We start from the raw sequence: 18266 nt of genomic DNA on the forward strand, positions 1-18266 counted from the left end.
GCCGGAGGGCGCTCGTGATGTACAACACGCTGGCACCCCAAGCGAGTTGACTGATAGGAATCACCCCGGGGGACCCGACCATCAGCTCACACCTCTGGGAGGGAACCATGAAGAACCGCTTTGTACGTCGTGCGGGTGTTGTGGTGGCCGGCCTCGCCGTCCTGACAGTCGGCTTCGGCAGCACGGCGGCCATGGCGGCCGCCCCGGCCCCTGCCCTGGCCCCGGTCGCAGTGGTCCAGAACGTCACGCCCGCCATCACGGACGTGCAGTCCTGGACCTACGTCACCGGCCCGCTGGAGACCACGCTCACCCTCGACACGACCGCCCGCTCCGCGTCCATCGTGGTGTACGCGAACGTGCCGTTCCTCGGCAAGGTCAAGGTCGGCAGCGCCTCCGGCAGCCTGACCGAGGGCATCACCTTCCACCTGGGCCTGTCGCCGTTCGTCAACGGCACGCAGAGGTTCTACCTGGTCGGCGACGACGTGCACCTGTACTACGACTTCGACGCGCTCGGCAAGCACTACACGGGCGACGTCAAGCTCGGCACGCTCCCGCCGTTCTAGCAGCCCCGCTCCAACACCTCCGGCGCCGCCCGCCGCCCCCGCGACCCGGGGGCGGCGGGCGGACCCACACCCGCACCAGCCGCCCGCGCGAACGCCGGCCCTACAACTGCTGCGGCAGCCAGCCGTTCTGCACCGCCCGCATCCCGAACTCGAAACGACTGCGCGCACCCAGCCGCTCCATCAGATCCGTCGCCACCCGCTGCGCCGTCCGCGACGACACCCCCAGCCGCTTGGCGATCGCCTCGTCCGTCAGCCCCTGCGCCAGCAGCCGCACCACCGTCGCCTCCTGCGCACTGAGCCCGCCCTCGTCCCGCACCACCGACGGCCCGAGCTCCCGCGCCTGACCCCACACGTGCTCGAACAGCGCGCACAGCGCCACCAGCGTCCCGTGACCGGTCAGCACGACCGCCCCCGCACGGGTGTCGTCCCCGCTGACCGGGATCAGCGCCGTCGCCCGATCGAAGATGATCATCCGGGTCGGCAGCTCCGGCACCGTCCGCACCTCCCCGCCCAGCTCCGCCAGCCAGCCCACGTACGCCACCGTCGGCTGGCTGTTGCGCACACTGTCCAGGTACACCGTCCGCATCCGCACCCCCCGGTCCAGCAGATCCCGGTCATGCGGACGGGACGCCTCGATGCTCTCCGGAGAATGCCCGCCACCCGGCGCGAAGGTCATGATCTCCGTCGCCAGGCCACGGGCCAGCGACGCGATCCGGTCCCGGATCTGGTCCAGGCCCACCAACTGCTCCACCCCGGCGTGCGAGGCGGCCGGCCGCAGATCCGCGTACTCCGCGATCAACTGCGCAGCCGCCGCCCGGGACGCCTCGATCCGCAGCTGCTGCGCCGCCAGATCGGCCTGCTGGCGCGCCATCAGCAACTCCATGCCGACCTGCGGCGACACCGCCCGCAGCTCGCCCTCCCGCTCGTAGGAGGGCCGGATCAGCGCCAGCTCGCTCAGCAGGTCCAGACAGCGCCGGACCTCCTCCTCGCTGCGCCCGAGCCGCTCCGCCAGCGCCCGCACCCCGTCGCCGGGATGCGCGAGCATGCTGCGGTAGACGCTCTCCGACACGGCATCCAGCCCGAGTGCGGTCAGCATGCCTCGTTACCCCCCGGTGTGTAAGGCCTGAATCGCCAATCGCTGCGTACGCGATCATCGCACGCGAGTGCGAGAGGGGGCCAGCAAGGGCCCGTGGACGGTTCCGGCCACCGCCGGAACCGTCCAGGTTGATCCTCTATGCCGGGATGTCGACGGTTCGGCAGAGTCCGTTCCATGTACCTGATTCACGCCGAGATCCAGGCCCCGGTCCCGGCCCCGGCAGCAGCGCTCGGGCCCGACACCGCCGGGGTGCTGCTGGCGAGCGCGCGGCCCCAGGAGCGGATCGAACACGTCGCCGTGCACGAGGGGGCCGGCCCCGGCGCCGTCCTCGGCGTCTACCTGGTCGCCGGCCGGCTGAGCGCCGCCGAGACCGTCGTCGACGCGTTCTGCCGGCGCGCGGTCGAGACCGTCCCCGCGCTGCGCGGCTGGACGCTCACCCGCGTCGGCGCCCCACTCGTCACGCCGTTCTACGAGCGCCTGCTGGACTGATCCGGCCCGGCTGGACGGATCCGGACGCTGCCGTTTCCGTCCACCGGAGAGCCCTTCCACCCGCTCTGAACTGCGACGAAGCTAGTACTCGCCAGCAGGGCCCACCGCCCGGAGGCAAACCGGCCGAGCGTCAACCGCGGGACGCGACACCGGACTCACCGCCACCCGTCCAGTTCTCGAAAGAGGTCCACTCCATGCTTCGCACCCCGCTCGCCAAGGCCGCCGCGGTCGCCGCCCTAGCCCTCGCCGCCGCCCTGCCGATCGCCGGCCAGGCCTCGGCCAACACCATCTGGGACAGCCCCACTCCCGCCCCGGCCGCCACGACGGCCAACACCATCTGGGACAGCCCCGCCCCCGCCCCGGCCCCGGCCGCCACGACGGCCAACACCATCTGGGACGCCCCGGCCCCCGCGCCGGTCACCGTGACCCCGGCCAACACCATCTGGGACGGCCCCGCGCCGGTCACCGTGACCCCCGCCAACACCATCTGGGACTGACCAGTCCAGCGCCGGCCACCGCCGTGAACACCATCTGGGACTGACCCGCCCCGCCGTCGCCCGAGGCCACCCGACCGCTGCTCCTGCAGGGCAGCTGTCCGCCTCCCTCCGGGCCACGCCCCCCGACTTCCCGCGCCCGCGCCGGGCGCCCACCGCCGCTCTCACACCGTCAGGACGTTCCGTCATGCCCTCCGCGCTCTCCAAGCTCGCCCGCATCACCCTCGCCGCCTCCATCGCGGCCTCCGGGGCGATAGCCGCCACGGCCTTCACCACCACCGCGGCCCACGCCGCCGCCTCGTCCACCGTCGGCGGCCAGATCACCCGGTCGGAGATCCTCTCCCGCGCCCAGTACTGGTTCAACCAGAACCCGGGCCTCACCTACAACCAGGGCGCGACCTTCCCGGACTCCAGCGGCCGCTACTACCGCAAGGACTGCTCCGGCTACGTCTCCATGGCCTGGCACCTGGGCTACAGCGCCACCACCCAGTCCATCGCCACCGACGAGAGCTACGAGATCCCGCGCAGCGACCTGCGCCCCGGGGACGTCCTCAACAGCTTCTACGACCACGTCCTGCTCTTCGAGAAGTGGGACGACGCCAACCACACGACCTTCTCCTACTACTCCTTCGGCTCCACCCCGGTGAAGCACATCGCCGGCGCCTCCATCAACGCCGCGAAGTTCGACAGCCATCCCAACGGCGACTACAAGGCGCGGCGCTACAAGAACGTCGTCGAGGACGTCAACACCTCCCCGTCCTCGCTGCCCTCCGGCACGCTGGTCAAGTCCCCGAACGGCGCCTCGGTCAAGGTCATCATCAACGGCGCGGGCCTGCCGGTCGCCGGCTCCGACGTCGCCGCCGACGGCTACGACCTGAGCAAGATCGTCCAGGTCGACGACGGCGCCTTCAACGCCCTGCCCACCGCGCTGCCGCCCGGCACCGTGGTCCACGACCAGGGCGGCGGCTCCTCCCGCTACGTCGTGGTCGGCGGCGCGGCACTGTTCATCTCCGGCTCGGACTGGACCGCCGACGGCTACAACACCCGCCCCGACATGGGCGTCCCGTCCAGCTGGCTGAAGGGCGCGATCAACACCGGCCCGGCCACCGGCCTCGTCGTGATGGACCAGTCCGGCACCGACGCCGGCCGCTACGTCGTCGTCAACGGCACCGCCATGCACATCTCCGCCTCCGAGTGGACCGCCGACGGCTACAACACCCAGTCCCTGATGGGCGTGCCCACCGACTGGCTGAAGGCCGCCATCGCCAAGCCCATGCCCAACGGCACCGTCCTGATGGACCAGTCCGGCACCGACCCCAGCCGCTACGTCGTCGTCAACGGCGCCGCCGTGCACATCTCCGCCTCCGAGTGGACCGCCGACGGCTACAACCTCCAGTCCCTGATGGGCGTGCCCGGCGAGTGGCTCAACGCCACGGCCAAGAAGACCGTCCCGGACGGCACCCTGATCAAGGGCCAGGCCGGCAACGACCCGTCGATCTACGTGATGGCCAACAACTCCGCACTGCCGATGACCAGCGCCGAGTTCAGCACCGTCTACGCCAACCAGCCGGTCCTGGGCGTCCCGGAGGAGTGGGAGGCCGCCGAGGTCGCCCGTCCGCTCGCCAACGGCACCCTGATCACCAACGCCGCCGGCACCGACTCCACCGTCTACGTGATGGCCGGCGGCCTGGCCGTCCCGCTCACCTACGCCGACTTCACCGGCTTCGGCTACGACAAGCTGCCGCTGCGCGGCGTCCCCGGCAGCTGGGAGCAGTCGGCCGCCGCCAAGAGCGCCCCCGCCGACGGCACCCTGCTCCAGTCCTCCGACGGCCCCACCGTCTGGCAGGTCGTCAACGGCGGCAGCAAGAAGGCGGCCGCGCCCGGCTCCTACAACGCCGCCGACGTGGTGAAGGTCCCGACCGCGCTGACCGCCAAGCTCCCCACCGTCGCCTGACGCACCCACCCCGCCAGGGCGGCCCGGCCACCACCGGCCGGGCCGCCCCGCGCCCGCACGCCCCGCACCGCACCTGCACGCACCCGCTCGTCCGACCCGCCAACCCGTACCTGCCCAGGGGGACTTCCGTCATGACCGCCGCCGCCCGCAAGACACCGGCCCTCGTCGCCGCCACCGCCCTGCTCGCCCTCGCCGCCCCGCTCGCCCTCGGCGGCCAGGCCTCCGCGGCCTCGGTGTCCACCTGGGACAAGGTCGCCCAGTGCGAGAGCGGCGGCAACTGGAGCATCAACACCAACAACGGCTACTACGGCGGCCTCCAGTTCTCCCAGAGCACCTGGCTCGCCTACGGCGGCAGCCAGTACGCCCCCTACGCCAACCGGGCGACCAAGCAGCAGCAGATCCTGATCGCCGAGAAGGTCCTCGCCAAGCAGGGCCAGGGCGCCTGGCCGATCTGCGGCCCGGGGGCCAACCTGGGCGCCGACCACGCCAACCCCTACCCGGCCGGCACCTCCTACCCCGACCCGGCGTCGCTGCCCACCGGCACGCTCGTCAAGTCGCCCAACGGCGCCTCGGTCAAGGTCCTGATCAGCGGCGCGGGCCTGCCCGTCACCGGCTCCGACGTCGCCCCCGACGGCTACGACCTGAGCAAGATCGTCCTGGTGGACGACGCCCGCTTCAACGCCCTGCCCACCACCCCGCCCGAGGGCACCGTCGTCCACGACCAGGCCGGCGGCAACGCCCGCTACGTCGTCGTCGCCGGCGCGGCGCTGACCATCTCCGGCGCGGACTGGACGGCGGCCGGCTACAACACCCGCCCCGACATGGGCGTCCCCACCGCCTGGCTGCAGAACGCGCTCACCAACACCCTCCCGACCGGCCTCGTCGTCCACGACCAGGCCGGCGGCAACGCCCGCTACGTCGTCGTCGCCGGCGCCGCCCTGCCCATCTCCGGCGCCGAATGGACCGCCGACGGCTACAACACCCGCGCCGACATGGGCGTCCCCGGCGCCTGGCTCGCCTCCGCCACCCAGGCCACCGTCCCGAACGGCACCGTCGTCAACGGCCAGGCCGGCACCGACCCGTCGATGTACGTCATGGTCAACGGCAGCGCCCTGCACATCTCCGGCAGCGAGTGGACCGCCGACGGCTACAACACCAGGACCCTGATGGGCGTGCCCGAGGCCTGGCTGCAGGGCGCCGTCGCCAAGCCCCTGAAGAACGGCACGGTCCTCACCGACGCCGCCGGCACCGACTCCACCGTCTACGTGATGGCCGGCGGCCTGGCGGTCTCCCTGACCTACGCCGACTTCACCGCCATGGGCTACGACAAGCAGCCGCTCATCGGCGTCCCCGGCACCTGGCTGGGCGCAGCCGCCGCCAAGAGCGCCCCCGCCGACGGCACCCTGCTGCTCTCGCCCGACAGCCCCACCGTCTGGCTGGTCGCGGGCGGCGGCAAGAAGGCCCTCACCGCGGCCGACTTCGGCCCCGGCAAGTACAGCCTCGCCGACGTGGTCAGCGTCCCGACCGCGCTGACCGCCAAGCTCCCGACCGCCACCGCGTAACCCCGGCCCCGACCACCCCGAGCCGCCCGGCCGCACCCGCCGGGCGGCTCGGACGCGTGCCGCCGTCCTGCCGCGCGCCGTGCCGTGCCGTGCCGCGCCGCGCCGTGCTCGCCCCCCCCCTGCGGCCGGATGGGCGGCTGCGCACCGGCGCGGAATCGTCCGTGCACGCCCCGACCGGCTCTGCCGCGAGCCCGCAGTGCCTCCCGCGCCCCGTGGCGTCCGCGAGGGCACCGGCGCGTCGACGCCGACGGGCGCGGGCCGACCCCCTTCACTTGGGGGGCGGGGCGCCCCGGACCGGTTCCGCCGTGTGTGCGCCCCGCGCCCGCCGGTTCGGAGAGGACGGCCTTGAAGGTTCTGACGCACAACGTGATGTTCCTGTCCTGGCTGACGCAGAAGAGCGAGGGCGACTGGAACAACGCGGCGCGCTCGCGGCTGATCGCCGAGTCCGCGTACGTCGCGGACCACGACGTGCTGGTCTTCCAGGAACTCTTCGACCCCGGCCCCTCCGAGGAGCTGATGCAGGGCCTGGAGGGCCGGGGGTACCGCCACCGCACGCCGGTGGTCGGGGTGGACGAGTCGGGCTGGGCCGCCACGCACGGCCGCCAGATCTCCCCGCTGCACGCCCGCGGCGGGGTCGCGATCCTCAGCAGGTGGCCCATCCTGCGGATGGAGCAGTACGTCTACGACGTGGCCTGCGGCTGGGACGCCGAGGCCGCCAAGGGCTTCGCCTACGCCGTGCTGGAGGTCGACGGCCGGCGCGTGCACGTGGTGGGCACCCACCTGCAGTCCGACGACGGCGCGTGCCTGACCGGCCAGGCGAGGATCATGCGCCGCTCCCAGCTGCGCGACATCGACGTCTTCCTGACGGACCGCCGCATCCCCGCGCACGAGCCGGTGATCGTCGCCGGGGACTTCAACACCGACCGCCACTCACCCGACTTCCAGGACGTCCTGGGCTTCGGGAACCTCCAGGAGGCGGGCCCCCGGACCGGCTGGAAGTACTCCTTCGACACCATCGCCAACGACGCCGCCCTGCACCGCCACCCGGCCGACCCCGCCGAGGACACGGACCACGTCCTGCTCCGCAAGGGCCACGCCCCGCCGTGCGACGCCTGGACGAGCGAGGTCCTGAAGACCTCCTCGCCGAGCTGGGAGGCGGGCGGCCGGGTCTTCACCGACTACAGCGACCACTACCCGGTGACCGCGGGCCGCTGAGCCCGGGCCGGCCGCGGACCGGCACGTCCGTTCCGGCAGTCGCGAGCCGTCCGACAGGAGGAGCGGATATGAGCTACTCGGCACCACAGCAGTTCGGCGAACTCACCTTCGTCTTCAGCACCGGCGAGACCAGACCGCCCGAGGGCTACCACGCCCTGTGCAGCGTCATCCCCGACAACGCCCCGATGACCTGGGTGCGGGGCAGCACCGCCGGCTCGGCCGCGCTGGCCGAACCCAGGCAGTGGCGCAAGGTCACCGACTCCGACGGGGTGCTGCGCGGCCTGGTGCCGGTGGCCCCTCCCGGGTACCGGGCGCTGAGCGCGCTGTGGTCCTCGGACACCGTCCACGGTCCCCGCGACGTCCTGCGCGACCTCGGCGGCGCGGCCTTCGTCGCCCAGGGCGACCTGCGCTGCGTGAAGGAGGAGATCGGCGGACGCCCCTACGTGGCCCTCGGCGCCTGGCGCGGGCGCGGCGGACTGGAGATCCCCGAGACCGTGCGCCCCGAGACGATCCCCGGCGGCACGGGCTGCCTGCTGACCCCCGGCATCGCGACCTGGATCTCCTACTTCGACGGCGACTACGAGGGGGAGGACCCCGGCGACGTCCACGTGCTGGACGTGCCGCTGCGGCAGGTCCGCCGGGGGACGGCGAAGGGCCCGGCCGTCACGGACGCAGGCGACGCGCCCGAGCGGACCGAGCCGGTCGTCGACCGGGAGGTGGTCCTCCCGTGCACCGCCGTCCTCGACCGGGGCGCGTCCACGGAGTGGATCCTGCGCAACTCGCCGACGTACACGGTGCGGCGCCAGCGGTTCCACACCCGGGTCGCGGTCACCGACCTGCGCCAGGACCCGGGCCCGGGCGCGGTTCGCGCCACCGTCCCGTGGGGGGTGGACGAGGCGCAGTCGCAGGCCTGCCGCGAAGCCGTCGGCCTGTCCGCGGGGTTCGAGTCGGGCGTCGAGATCGAGGGCCTCGGCGCCAGGGCGGCCGCCTCCCTCAGCCGCGAACTCGGCTACGACAGCACGCGTTTCGTCACCGCCATGACCCGGGAACGGCAGGAGGTCCGCGCCCCCGCGCCGGGCCTGCACCTCACCGCGCTGTACGTCGAGAGCCACCGCATCGAGGTCGTCCGCAACGACCCGGACCACACGCCCCCCTCGGACCGGGCGGGCCTGACGTTCAACGCCCACGCCTCCTGGACGGCGCCCGCCCACCCGCCGCGACCGGCCCGCTGAGGGGCCTGCACCGAACGACCGCCGCGCTCCGGTTGCCTTTGTCACCACGGTGTTGACTGTTCATCAGATCTTGCGAACTCGTGGTCGTCGGCTGGTCGGGCCGGACGGGCGGTGGCTACGCTCGGCCGTGTCGTCCGACGGGGGGCGGCACCCGTCGCGTGCCGCACGCGCCCGGCCCTCGCGGCCCTCGGGCGTCGCAGCGGAGCACGCGCGGGCGGTTCCCACGGGAGTGGATCATGAGCTCTGTTGGTCGCAAGACCGTCGCGGTGATGGCCGCGGCGTTGGCCTCGCTGGGTGCGGGGAGCGCGGTCACCGCGTCCGCGGCCGCCTCGACGGCCCCGTCGTGCAGCGGGGCGGAGTGCCCCAGCCTCAAGCCGACCAGGCTCACGACCAGCCAGGCGAGCCTGAACGTCACCCAGATGCAGCTGGAGAACATCCACGCGATGGCCTCCGACGCGGTGACGGGGGAGCCCATCCGCGGCGCCCGGATCGTGTTCGCCACCGTGGGCGGCCGGACGCTGGGCGCGGCCTACACCGACTACGACGGCATCGCCGCGATCACCGCCCCCGAGAACCTGGGCCCCGGCACCCTGCAGGAACTGCTGGGCGGCTACGAGGCCGCGATGGTCGGCGACGGCGTCCACGCCCCGGCCGGCGCCCACGGGGCCATCACCATCGGTACCGACCAGGGCCCCGGCGTCCCGGGCAGCCCGTGTGCCGTGTGCAGCGACCGCGGGCTCAAGCAGGACGTGGTCCCGGTGGACTGGAGCCGGTAGGGGCGCGGGTGCGGCGCCGGGCGATGCGGCCCCGGGCGTGAGCGCGTTCGAGGCCGCGTGACGACGAGAGGGCGGGACACCATGGCAGGGCCGGACACCGTGACGGAGCCGGGCATCGCGACGGAGCCGGGCACCGCGACGGAGCAGCCGTCGCCGGTGAGCACGGACGCGATCTGGCGGCTCCCGGTGACGGTCTGCCGCATCACCGGGCTCCTGGGCGAGCGGACGGCCGGCGCCCTGCTGGAACGCGCCGCCGCCGTCGCCTCCGCCGGCGAGGCGTTGCAGCCCTCCCTGATCGGGGACCGGGAACTGGCCCCCGACTTCCGCCGCTCCCGCTCGTGCCGGGAGTTCGCCGCGCCCGAACTGCTGGCGGCCGTCGACGAGGTGCTGGAGGCGGTCGAGCACACCCTGGGCGTCTCCTGCCGCAACACCGAGCCCGACTACACCCTCAACGTGCACAACGACGGCGACTTCTACCGGCCGCACCAGGACACCAGCGCCGAGTTCTCCCCCCGGCGCCTGCTCACCTTCGTCTACTACCTGCACGGCACGCCCCGGCCGTTCGGCGGCGGCGCACTGCGCGTGTTCGACGCCGCGCTGCCGCTGTACGGCGGGACGACGGGGGAGTGGGAGAAGCGCACCTGGCGGGACTGGGAGCCCGAGCACGACAGCATCGTGTTCTTCCGCCCCACCGCCTGGCACGAGGTGCGCCCGGTGAGCTGCCCCAGCCGGCGGCCCGAGGACAGCCGCTTCGCCGTCAACGGCTGGCTGTGCAGCCCCGATCCGGCAACCGGGGCGAGTGGGGCGAGCGGGGCGCGCTGACGCTCAGTCCTTCAGCATCACCAGCGGCAGTCCGCTGCCGTCCCAGGCGAGGCGCGTCTCGTCGGCCCGGTAGCGGTCGGCTTCCAGGTCGGCGGCGAAGGCCTCCAGGAACTCCCGCAGGCCGGCGGCCTCGTAGCCGGCCCGCCAGCCCTCGTGCGACCAGTCGATGATCTGGCCGCGGCGCTGCGGGGCGGGCGGGTCCAGGTCGATGCAGATCACGTCGCCGTTGCCGATGGAGATGAAGGGGACCCATCCGGCGGACCAGGCGACGTCCCGGCGGATCACGCCGTCCTCCGCCCGCTCGTCCCAGGGCGGGTCCCCGGCGTCGACGGACCGCTCGCGCCAGTCGTCCACCATCGCGTCGAGCGGGTGGAGCGCGGCGTGTAAACCGATCAGGACCCCCGGCAGGCCGTCGTGGCAGCGGTAGGACTCCCGGACGTCCGGCGGGAGTTCCACCCCCATCGCGGTCTCCGCCGCCCGGATCTGCCCGTCGGTGGCGCCGGGCGGCATCGCGGCCGCCACCTCCGGGGCGATCCGCTCCAGCGCGGCCTCGATCCGCGCCCACAACTGCTGCATCGGGAAGCCCCCTTCGTCGTGCCGAGTCGTCGTGCCGAGGACCGGAACGTAGCACCGGCCACCGACAGTCGTCAGTCGCCGGGCGGTGCCAGGGCTCCTGTCAGAGCCACCTGGTAGGAAGGGGCTGATCGTCAGCCGACCGGCCGCCGATGCGTGGTCACCGAAGGAGATCCGGATGTCCGTGGAAGACACTCCCGTGCGGGAGGACGTCATGACGGCCGGGGCGGCCCTGCGGATCTACCCCGATCCGGCGGACGTCTTCGTCGCCGACCAGGCCGAGTTGGCCCGGCACCTGCACCCGCTGGTCTCGATCGACCTGGCCCAGGTCAACCCGGCCTGGCACGGGTGGATCCACCTGCTGAGCCCGCTGGAACCGTCGGAGGGCTGCATCGGCGACCACACCTCGGCCTTCCACACGGGGCTCCAGGCGCCCAACTGGCTCGGCTTCACGCTGGAGGGCGACCGCCTGCGCCTGGCCGGCGACGTGCGCTACTTCGCCCGGGCGGCGGGCCCGGGCGAAGTCCCCGACCCCTGGCCCGGGTTCCACGCCGACCTCGCCGAGCACTGCGAACGCCAGGAGCGCAGCTACCGGGCGCACCGCGACAGCTTCCGCCGCGAGGGCCGGCTCGTCCACCTGGGTGACGACGGCCTGCCGCACCCCGGCCGCACCGGCGAGATGGCCCTCCTGGACCAGCTCGGCGGCTACGCCGACTCCGCCGGCAACTGGATCGAGACCGACGTGTTCCCGCTCGACTACGACGGCGACCGCACCTGGCCGGTCGGCCCGTCCGGCCGCCGCTTCGAGTTCGTGGCGGCGGTGCCCGGCTGGCACTACCGCGGCAGCGGCGCCGACTGGATCATGCTGTTCTTCGAACCCGTCGACCGGCTGGCCCTGTTGACCTTCGACTGGAGCTGAGGCACGGACGGCGCCGGGCCGGTCAGACGCGGCAGCGCAGCAGTTCCAGCGGCGGGCTGGCGAGGAGGTCCGCCCAGAAGTCCTCGCCGAACTCGCGCAGGCCGGCTTCGGACACCTGCAGCGGGACCCACTCGGCGTCGCGGAACCCGGCCGCCCGCAGGCACTGCTCGTAGACCTCGCGGCGCGGGGCCGCGCCCACGATGCTGATCGGCTGCGGGTCGAGGAGGGCCGTGATCCGCACCCGCGGGCCCGTCTCGATCTCCTCGCCGGTCGGCTCGCAGCGGAACCCGTACTTGTCCAGGGAGGGGCAGTCGAAGCGGTAGTCGGGCTTCTGGGCGAGCACGAAGAACTCCCCGCCCGGCACCAGGCTCCGGTGGATGGTGCGGCACATCCGCTCCATCGCCGCGACGTCCTCGGCGTAGTTGAGGCACTGCACTCCCAGCGCGATGTCGAACTTCCGGTCGAGGGGCCGCAGTTCGGAAACGTCGCCGACCTCGTAGCGCACGCCCAGCGGCTCGCGCCGCTCGATCGCGCGCGCGGCGGCGACCATCTCGGCGGAGATGTCGACGCCGAGGACCTCGGTGGCGCCGCGCCGCTTGAACTCCCTGCTGTAGAAGCCGGTACCGCACGCCAGGTCGAGGACCGACCGGCCGGCCACGTCCCCGACCAGGCCCAGGAAGCTCGGCACCTCCCCGTAACGGATCATGGGCAGGGACTTGAACCCCTCGAACGCCTCGCCGATCCCGTCGTACTGCTGCACGCCCACGTGCCGCCCCTCCTGTGCGTCGCCCGCCGGGTCGCGGCCGTGGCGGAAAGTCTCCTCCGCCCCGCCGGGCCGCCGTACTGGCAGATGGCACAAAGAAGTTGGCCGGCGCATCGGGGGCGAACCCCCCTATCGCCCAACACCGCTCTCCGGAGGGGCGGGGAAACGCCGTCGAAGGTCCATTCGAGTGACGTCCCGCGTCCTCGCGTGTCCGAACGGCCACACTGGCACCGCTGAGGAAGCCAAGCCCGCCGTTCAAAGGAGACGAGTCCGTGAAGAGCCTCGGAAGGACGCTGGTCACCGTCGGTGCCGCTGCGGTTCTGTGCATCGCAGTCCCGTCCAACGCCCAAGCCGCGGAGGGGACTTTCACCTACATCAGCAACAACCAGGAGCACACGCTGGAGAACCCCGAGGGCGACCGGTGCTACGACCTCGGCCGCCGCGTCACCGAGCTGTACAACGACACCGACGCGGAGGCGACCGTCTTCCTCGGCGCCGGCTGCCGGGACGAGGTCAAGACCATCAGGCCGGGTGGTTCGAGCGCCCAGAGCGGCATCCGCTCGGTCAGTTTCACCGACGACGAGTAGCCGGCGCACCCGGCGGCGGGGCGGTCCGGCCGTCCGACGCGATCGTGAAGGGCTCGGACCAGTTGCCGGAATCACCGGACAGGACGACCCGGTAGTCGTCTCCAGGGGGGACGTCCGGCACGGTCACCTCCATCCGTCCCAGCAGGATGTCGAAGTCACGGGCGAGGACCCGGTCGAGGAGGGTGACGCCGCCCGCGCGCAAGGCGATGGACCCCGTGCGGTTGGTGATCTGCGCCGGCGGATCCGAGACGTCCCAGGTGACTTCGACCCGCTCGCCGACCCGCCAGAGCGCCCCCGCCCGAGGGGAGAGAATGCGCGGCACGTAGACGTCGCGCCGGGACGCGCGCTCGGCGGAGTGGGCGGCCACCGCCGGACCGGCGGCCTGCGCCGGCACCGTGGCGAGCAGGCTCGGCATGGCGGCGGCGGCCAGAGCCACCACGCCCAGGACGGGCCGGTTCCAGATCCTCATGGCCTCAGTGTCCCGGTTCGTCCCCCGACGAGCGCACGGACGGGCGCCGCTTCCCTCGATCGGGGGAACGGTCGTCGGCGACGGACGGCCCGTGAGGGGGGCGTGGCCCGAGGCGTGAGGGCGGCAAGCGGCCCGTCAGCCGCGTGACGGGGTGTGCGGTGCGGGCGTCACGGCCCCTTTCCCGGTGCGGGTCGGTCGCCTACGGTGGGCCACCCCGAAGACTGAGGAGCGGAGGTTCCCTGTGGCGGAGGACGAGGCGACGACGCAGTACCGCAGCTACGCCTGGGAGGACGAGCACGGCGTCAAGTACGTGGCCGCCTACCCGGGCGACGAGGAGGCCGACGAGGAGCGCAAGGCCGAGCTGCGGGCGTTGGGTGCCCGCGTGTCGGCGGACCTGGTGGCCGAACAGCAGGCCGAGCGGGAAACCGAACAGCAGGCCGAGCGGCGGAGGGCCGGGCGGGCGGCCGGGCGCGCGGGGCCGGCGCTGCGCCTGATCCGTGGTGGGGGCGGCTCGTCCTGAGTGCGTGACCGGGCCCGCCGGTGCGCAGGGCGCGGACGGGCGGGCGGAGCGGGAAGTCGGCCGGGCCGACTTCCCGCTCCGCGGTCGTCGGGGTGCTCTCTCTCCTCCCGGGCGGGGGCCGCCGGGCGCGGCCCGCTTCAGGCCGGGCCGTCGGGGGTGTGGTCGAAGGTGTGGGCGCGGTGTCGGGCGAGGTCGCCGAAGGAGCGGGCGGCGGCGCTCTGGTAGGCGGTGTCCCGGCGGAGCAGGGCGACGGCGCGCGAGGGGAGCGGCGGGTCGACCGGGACGGAGCGCAGGTGCGGGTGTTCGCGGGTGGTGGCGTCGGGCAGCACGGTGGCGAGGCCGGTGCGTTGGACGATCGCGACGAGCGCGCTGACGGAATTGGCCTCGATGGCGGTCCGCGGCCGGACCCGGTGGTCGGAGAGGAACCGGTCGATGTGCTGCCGGGTCGCGAAGTCGCCGCTGAGCAGGGCGAGTTGCTGGTCGCCCAGTGCGCGGACCGGGAGCGGGCCCGAGTGGGCCGCGTACGGGTGGTCGGAGGCGACGACGAGGCCGAGGTGCTCGGTGAACAGGGTGGTGGCGGTGATGGCCGGCAGGTGCGTTCCGCCGAAGGCGATGCCGAGGTCGAGCTGGTCGGCGGCGAGCTCGGACTCGATGCGCTCCTGTGCCAGCTCGCGGACGTCCAGGCTGATCCCGGGGTGGCGCGCGTGGAAGTCCCCGATGAGCGGCCCGGTCAGGTAGGCGGTGAAGGTCGGGGTCACGGCCAGGCGCAGGGTGCCGCGTGAGAGGTCCTTGACGTCCCGCACCGCGCGCTCGGCCGCCGCGAGGTCGCGCAGGGCCCGGCGCGCGTAGTGGGCGTAGGCCTGGCCGGCGTCGGTGAGGCGCACGGTGCGCCCGGAGCGGTCGAGGAGCTGCACGTGCAGCGAGCCCTCCAACTGCTTGATCTGCTGCGAGAGGGTCGGCTGCGAGACGTGCAGGGCCTCGGCGGCGCGGGTGAAGTTGGCGTGCTCGGCCACGGCGAGCAGGTACCGGAGGTGGCGCAGTTCCATGAGCCAACTATAGGCAGCGCTGATGGCAATGATGGCTACTGCGTCTTGGACGCTATAGGCGCAGGTCATGCATCGTGGAGGTCATCGGCAGGCACCAACGGTCGTCGAAGAAGGAGTGACCTCATGAACGAGATGGCGCAGGGTTTCCAGCGGTTCAGTCGGGAGGTGTTCCCGACCCGGGCGGCACTGTTCAAGAAGCTCGCCACCACCCATCAGCCGACCGCGCTGTTCATCGGCTGCTCGGACGCCCGGGTCGTGCCGGAGCTGATCACCCAGACCGATCCGGGCGAGCTGTTCGTCATCCGCACCGCCGGCAACCTCGTGCCCCCGTACACCCGGGGCGCGGACGGTGTCGCGGCGAGCATCGAGTACGCGCTCGGCGTGCTCGGGGTCACGGACGTGATCGTCTGCGGGCACTCCGCGTGCGGCGCGATGACCGCCCTCGCCTCCGGCGGCGACCTCGCGGGCCTGCCCGCCGTCGCCACCTGGCTGCACCACGCGGACGTCGCCAAGGCCCGCACCGACGCGGCCGAGCATCCGGCCGGCGCGGAGCGGGTCGCCGCCCTGGTGAAGGACAACGTCCTCGCCCAGCTGGCGAACCTGAGGACCCACCCGTCGGTGGCCAAGGCCCTGGTGCAGGGCAGGGTGACCCTGCACGGCTGGGTCTACGACATCGGATCCGGCTCCGCCGAGACGCTCGACACCGACAGCGGACGGTTCGTCGCCCTGGCGGGCTGACCACCGCCGTCCCCTCCGACCGTTCCCTCCCACCACCCCCAGACCAGGTCCGGGCACCCGCCCCGGACCCAACCCCGAAAGGCCCACCCCATGGTGCACGCGCAGTTCGACCAGACCGCCCGTCAGCAGCTCGCCCTGGAGGTCGTCGACGCCAAGACCCGCAAGGACCTCACCTGGCAGGAGCTCGCCGACACGACCGGCCTGTCCGTCGCCTTCGTCACCGCCGCCCTGCTCGGCCAGCACGCCCTGCCCGCCGACGCGGCCAAGGCCGTCACCGAGCTCCTGGGCCTGGACGAGGACGCGGCCCGGCTGCTCCAGACCATCCCGCTGCGCGGCAGCATCCCCGGCGGCATCCCCACCGACCCGACCATCTACCGCTTCTACGAGATGCTCCAGGTCTACGGCACCACCCTCAAGGCCCTGGTCCACGAGCAGCTCGGCGACGGCATCATCAGCGCCATCAACTTCAAGCTCGACGTCAAGACCGTCGAGGACCCCGAGGGCGGCCACCGCGCCGTCATCACCCTGGACGGCAAGTACCTGCCCACCAAGCCGTTCTGATCCCCGTGCGGGCCGGGGCGGCCGACAGGCCCCCGGCCCGCCGCCCCACCCCCGACCAGCAGGGAACCGCCACCGTGGACTTCGCCCAGCACACCATCGACCTCGCCCGCCGCAACGTCGCCGAAGGCGGGCGCCCGTTCGCCACCGTCATCGTCAAGGACGGCGAGATCCTCGCCGAGAGCCCGAACAGGGTCGCCCAGACCGGCGACCCCACCGCGCACGCCGAGATCCTCGCCATCCGCGACGCCTGCACGAGGCTCGGCACCGAGCACCTGACCGGCACCACCATCTACGTCCTCGCCCACCCCTGCCCGATGTGCCTGGGCTCGCTGTACTACTGCAGCCCCGACGAGGTCGTCTTCCTCACCACCCGCGACGACTACGAACCGCACTACGTCGACGACCGCAAGTACTTCGAACTCGCCACCTTCTATGCCGAGTTCGCCAAGAACTGGGACGAGCGCCGGCTGCCGATGCGCTACCTGCCCAGCGACGCGGCCATCGACGTCTACCGGGCGTGGCGCGAGCGCAACGGCGGCGAACGCCGCGTCGCCGGCGCGCCCGTCGCGGCCTGACGAGGGCGCACACGATGCCCGAGCCGATCGAGAAGGCCGCGTGGATCCGGCTGGAGAACGGCCGGGTCCACGCCGCCGTGGACCTCCCCCTGCTCCTGCACGGCCAGCGCTCGAGCTGAAGGGCGCGATCTTAAAACCGCCTTTGACGAAGCCGCCGGGTGGCCGCCGCCGGCCGCCGCCACCCGCCGGCGGGAAGTGCCGCTCCGCCCGTGCGGTGGCCTGGCGCTTCCTTTGCCTGATGTGGCCGGAACCCGTGTAGTTGTCACCGTACGGTCACCACGGGGTGAACAACACCTAAAGGTCCAGACCACCGCCCAGTACGGCCAGGACGTCCGCCGCGTTCCAGTGCCCGGCGGCGCCCGGGCGGGAGGCCAGGTAGTCGGCGCAGCGGCGCGCGTTCCAGCCGTGGGACTCGGCCAGGCCCGCGGCCAGGGTGCGCAGATAGGGCGCCGAGGGCGGATTGAGTTCGGCGCCGGCCAGGCCTTCGGGGGCGGTGAAGGTCAGCAGCGGGTGGCCGTCCAGCTCGCCCGCGTGCACCAGCGTCTCGTACCGGCCGGGCCCGAGCCGGTCGCGTCCTCGGGCGAGGGTGCGGGTGAGGTCGAGGTCGGTGCCGGGGCTGCGGCGCATCTCCTGGGCGGCGATGTCACTGAACTGACTGATCGTCATCAAATAGATGCGACAAGGAAGTTCATCCGAGGCGTCCGGATCGTAGAAGCCGCTGCCGCCGCCCCACACCGCCGACTCCCGCGCGAAGTACAGCGTGCCGGGCAGCACCGCGGCCACGTCCCGGCGCGGCGGTCGGTGGTCGCGGCAGCCGGGGTAGGTGCGCGCGCCGCCGTCGGGGCGGCCGCCGCGCAGGTAGCAGGCGAGCCGGGCGGCGTGCAGGTTCGACCCGTACGCCGCGTACCAGACGAGCCGCGCGCCGCCCTCCGCGCCGCCCTCGGGGCCGCCGGCCGTGCTGCCGGACGCACCGCCCCCGCCCTCGGCCGGCCACCGGCGGGATCCGGCCACCACCATCGCTAAACCTCCAGATTTGGTGGGTCCGCTTTCACTACCGGTAGCGTCCCCGCCGCTATGGCGTAGACCACTCTTCGCCTTCCCGTCATATGCCTCCTGCCTCTGGCGATTACCCTTCGCCACCGAAAGCGATCGAAAAACCCCGAAATGACTTTCGAATCGTTCCCTGATGCCCCCATATGTCGCCGAAAATGAAAAGTTCCTTTGACTCCACCTTCACGGCATCCAGCGGGCTCCCAGTCGAGTCATGGTGAGTGAGGCACCACGCAAGGTGACTCCCCGCATTCATCCTTAT

21 protein-coding genes are annotated in these 18266 nt (G+C 72.9%); 15 read left to right on the forward strand and 6 right to left on the reverse strand.

What is annotated here, in order from left to right; genetic code table 11:
* Window positions 1–107 precede the first annotated feature (107 nt).
* A complete protein-coding gene (locus tag OG556_RS33140; protein WP_371515293.1) occupies window positions 108–563 on the forward strand; it encodes a hypothetical protein in 456 nt (151 codons plus the stop codon).
* 100 nt (window positions 564–663) lie between these two features.
* On the opposite strand, the gene OG556_RS33145 is transcribed toward OG556_RS33140, so the two are convergent.
* Window positions 664–1659 (reverse strand): LuxR C-terminal-related transcriptional regulator, encoded by a 996-nt coding sequence (locus tag OG556_RS33145; protein ID WP_371515292.1) that lies wholly within the window; start codon window positions 1657–1659, stop codon window positions 664–666.
* A gap of 174 nt (window positions 1660–1833) precedes the next feature.
* On the opposite strand from OG556_RS33145, the gene OG556_RS33150 reads away from it, so the two are divergent.
* The 8 genes from OG556_RS33150 to OG556_RS33185 all read left to right on the forward strand — a co-directional run bounded on the left by OG556_RS33150 (window position 1834) and on the right by OG556_RS33185 (window position 10203).
* The gene (locus tag OG556_RS33150) at window positions 1834–2148 is read left to right on the forward strand and encodes a hypothetical protein (protein ID WP_371515291.1); all 315 of its coding nucleotides are present in this window, start codon (window positions 1834–1836) and stop codon (window positions 2146–2148) included.
* 194 nt (window positions 2149–2342) lie between these two features.
* Complete coding sequence (locus OG556_RS33155) at window positions 2343–2645, forward strand: hypothetical protein (RefSeq protein WP_371515290.1); 303 nt, start codon at window positions 2343–2345, stop codon at window positions 2643–2645.
* 184 nt (window positions 2646–2829) lie between these two features.
* Window positions 2830–4596 carry a hypothetical protein gene (locus tag OG556_RS33160; protein ID WP_371515289.1) on the forward strand — a complete coding sequence of 589 codons (1767 nt, stop codon included), beginning with the start codon at window positions 2830–2832 and terminating at the stop codon, window positions 4594–4596.
* Between the two features lie 131 nt (window positions 4597–4727).
* Window positions 4728–6158: a transglycosylase family protein gene (locus OG556_RS33165; RefSeq protein WP_371515288.1), complete on the forward strand. Its 1431-nt coding sequence runs from the start codon at window positions 4728–4730 to the stop codon at window positions 6156–6158.
* A 345-nt stretch (window positions 6159–6503) separates the two neighbouring features.
* Window positions 6504–7373, forward strand: a complete 870-nt coding sequence (locus OG556_RS33170) for a sphingomyelin phosphodiesterase (protein WP_371515287.1) — start codon at window positions 6504–6506, stop codon at window positions 7371–7373.
* A 68-nt stretch (window positions 7374–7441) separates the two neighbouring features.
* Window positions 7442–8605: a hypothetical protein gene (locus OG556_RS33175; protein ID WP_371515286.1), complete on the forward strand. Its 1164-nt coding sequence runs from the start codon at window positions 7442–7444 to the stop codon at window positions 8603–8605.
* Between the two features lie 236 nt (window positions 8606–8841).
* The gene (locus tag OG556_RS33180) at window positions 8842–9381 is read left to right on the forward strand and encodes a hypothetical protein (protein WP_371515285.1); all 540 of its coding nucleotides are present in this window, start codon (window positions 8842–8844) and stop codon (window positions 9379–9381) included.
* Between the two features lie 81 nt (window positions 9382–9462).
* A complete protein-coding gene (locus tag OG556_RS33185) occupies window positions 9463–10203 on the forward strand; it encodes a 2OG-Fe(II) oxygenase (protein WP_371515284.1) in 741 nt (246 codons plus the stop codon).
* 3 nt (window positions 10204–10206) lie between these two features.
* Here the strand turns inward: OG556_RS33185 and OG556_RS33190 are convergent, their stop codons facing one another.
* The gene (locus tag OG556_RS33190) at window positions 10207–10779 is read right to left on the reverse strand and encodes an SMI1/KNR4 family protein (RefSeq protein WP_371515283.1); all 573 of its coding nucleotides are present in this window, start codon (window positions 10777–10779) and stop codon (window positions 10207–10209) included.
* A 175-nt stretch (window positions 10780–10954) separates the two neighbouring features.
* Here OG556_RS33190 and OG556_RS33195 point away from each other — a divergent pair, with 175 nt between their 5' ends.
* Window positions 10955–11695, forward strand: a complete 741-nt coding sequence (locus OG556_RS33195; protein WP_371515282.1) for a hypothetical protein — start codon at window positions 10955–10957, stop codon at window positions 11693–11695.
* 22 nt (window positions 11696–11717) lie between these two features.
* Here the strand turns inward: OG556_RS33195 and OG556_RS33200 are convergent, their stop codons facing one another.
* Window positions 11718–12461, reverse strand: coding sequence for a class I SAM-dependent methyltransferase (locus tag OG556_RS33200; RefSeq protein WP_371515281.1), 744 nt, complete (start codon window positions 12459–12461; stop codon window positions 11718–11720).
* A gap of 269 nt (window positions 12462–12730) precedes the next feature.
* Here OG556_RS33200 and OG556_RS33205 point away from each other — a divergent pair, with 269 nt between their 5' ends.
* Window positions 12731–13045: a hypothetical protein gene (locus OG556_RS33205; RefSeq protein ID WP_371515280.1), complete on the forward strand. Its 315-nt coding sequence runs from the start codon at window positions 12731–12733 to the stop codon at window positions 13043–13045.
* Here OG556_RS33205 and OG556_RS33210 read toward each other — a convergent pair.
* Window positions 13029–13514, reverse strand: a complete 486-nt coding sequence (locus OG556_RS33210; protein WP_371515279.1) for a Ser-Thr-rich GPI-anchored membrane family protein — start codon at window positions 13512–13514, stop codon at window positions 13029–13031. The two genes, OG556_RS33205 and OG556_RS33210, sit on opposite strands and share 17 nt — an antisense overlap.
* A gap of 241 nt (window positions 13515–13755) precedes the next feature.
* Between OG556_RS33210 and OG556_RS33215 the strand changes: the two genes are divergently transcribed.
* On the forward strand, window positions 13756–14034 hold the full coding sequence (locus tag OG556_RS33215; protein WP_371515278.1) for a hypothetical protein: 279 nt from the start codon (window positions 13756–13758) through the stop codon (window positions 14032–14034).
* A gap of 137 nt (window positions 14035–14171) precedes the next feature.
* Here the strand turns inward: OG556_RS33215 and cynR are convergent, their stop codons facing one another.
* Window positions 14172–15080: a transcriptional regulator CynR gene (gene cynR, locus OG556_RS33220; RefSeq protein ID WP_371515277.1), complete on the reverse strand. Its 909-nt coding sequence runs from the start codon at window positions 15078–15080 to the stop codon at window positions 14172–14174.
* Window positions 15081–15203: 123 nt separating this feature from the next.
* Between cynR and OG556_RS33225 the strand changes: the two genes are divergently transcribed.
* The 3 genes from OG556_RS33225 (at window position 15204) to OG556_RS33235 (ending at window position 16954) form a co-directional block, all read left to right on the forward strand.
* The gene (locus OG556_RS33225; protein WP_371515276.1) at window positions 15204–15818 is read left to right on the forward strand and encodes a carbonic anhydrase; all 615 of its coding nucleotides are present in this window, start codon (window positions 15204–15206) and stop codon (window positions 15816–15818) included.
* A gap of 90 nt (window positions 15819–15908) precedes the next feature.
* A complete protein-coding gene (gene cynS / locus OG556_RS33230) occupies window positions 15909–16379 on the forward strand; it encodes a cyanase (protein ID WP_350881326.1) in 471 nt (156 codons plus the stop codon).
* Window positions 16380–16453: 74 nt separating this feature from the next.
* Complete coding sequence (locus tag OG556_RS33235) at window positions 16454–16954, forward strand: nucleoside deaminase (RefSeq protein WP_371515275.1); 501 nt, start codon at window positions 16454–16456, stop codon at window positions 16952–16954.
* Between the two features lie 294 nt (window positions 16955–17248).
* Here OG556_RS33235 and OG556_RS33240 read toward each other — a convergent pair whose 3' ends face one another.
* Entirely contained in the window at window positions 17249–17971 is a 723-nt protein-coding gene (locus OG556_RS33240; RefSeq protein ID WP_371515274.1) for a histone deacetylase, read from the reverse strand.
* Window positions 17972–18266: the final 295 nt, after the last annotated feature.

It is taken from the genome of Kitasatospora sp. NBC_01300 (assembly GCF_041435235.1).
Taxonomy (GTDB): domain Bacteria; phylum Actinomycetota; class Actinomycetes; order Streptomycetales; family Streptomycetaceae; genus Kitasatospora.

Coding starts and splice junctions, on each gene's coding strand:
- OG556_RS33140 (WP_371515293.1), top strand. CDS start 108: ATGAAGAACCGCTTTGTACGTCGTGCGGGTGTTGTGGTGGCCGGCCTC.
- OG556_RS33145 (WP_371515292.1), bottom strand. CDS start 1,659: ATGCTGACCGCACTCGGGCTGGATGCCGTGTCGGAGAGCGTCTACCGC.
- OG556_RS33150 (WP_371515291.1), top strand. CDS start 1,834: ATGTACCTGATTCACGCCGAGATCCAGGCCCCGGTCCCGGCCCCGGCA.
- OG556_RS33155 (WP_371515290.1), top strand. CDS start 2,343: ATGCTTCGCACCCCGCTCGCCAAGGCCGCCGCGGTCGCCGCCCTAGCC.
- OG556_RS33160 (WP_371515289.1), top strand. CDS start 2,830: ATGCCCTCCGCGCTCTCCAAGCTCGCCCGCATCACCCTCGCCGCCTCC.
- OG556_RS33165 (WP_371515288.1), top strand. CDS start 4,728: ATGACCGCCGCCGCCCGCAAGACACCGGCCCTCGTCGCCGCCACCGCC.
- OG556_RS33175 (WP_371515286.1), top strand. CDS start 7,442: ATGAGCTACTCGGCACCACAGCAGTTCGGCGAACTCACCTTCGTCTTC.
- OG556_RS33180 (WP_371515285.1), top strand. CDS start 8,842: ATGAGCTCTGTTGGTCGCAAGACCGTCGCGGTGATGGCCGCGGCGTTG.
- OG556_RS33185 (WP_371515284.1), top strand. CDS start 9,463: ATGGCAGGGCCGGACACCGTGACGGAGCCGGGCATCGCGACGGAGCCG.
- OG556_RS33190 (WP_371515283.1), bottom strand. CDS start 10,779: ATGCAGCAGTTGTGGGCGCGGATCGAGGCCGCGCTGGAGCGGATCGCC.
- OG556_RS33195 (WP_371515282.1), top strand. CDS start 10,955: ATGTCCGTGGAAGACACTCCCGTGCGGGAGGACGTCATGACGGCCGGG.
- OG556_RS33210 (WP_371515279.1), bottom strand. CDS start 13,514: ATGAGGATCTGGAACCGGCCCGTCCTGGGCGTGGTGGCTCTGGCCGCC.
- cynR (WP_371515277.1), bottom strand. CDS start 15,080: ATGGAACTGCGCCACCTCCGGTACCTGCTCGCCGTGGCCGAGCACGCC.
- OG556_RS33225 (WP_371515276.1), top strand. CDS start 15,204: ATGAACGAGATGGCGCAGGGTTTCCAGCGGTTCAGTCGGGAGGTGTTC.
- cynS (WP_350881326.1), top strand. CDS start 15,909: ATGGTGCACGCGCAGTTCGACCAGACCGCCCGTCAGCAGCTCGCCCTG.
- OG556_RS33240 (WP_371515274.1), bottom strand. CDS start 17,971: ATGGTGGTGGCCGGATCCCGCCGGTGGCCGGCCGAGGGCGGGGGCGGT.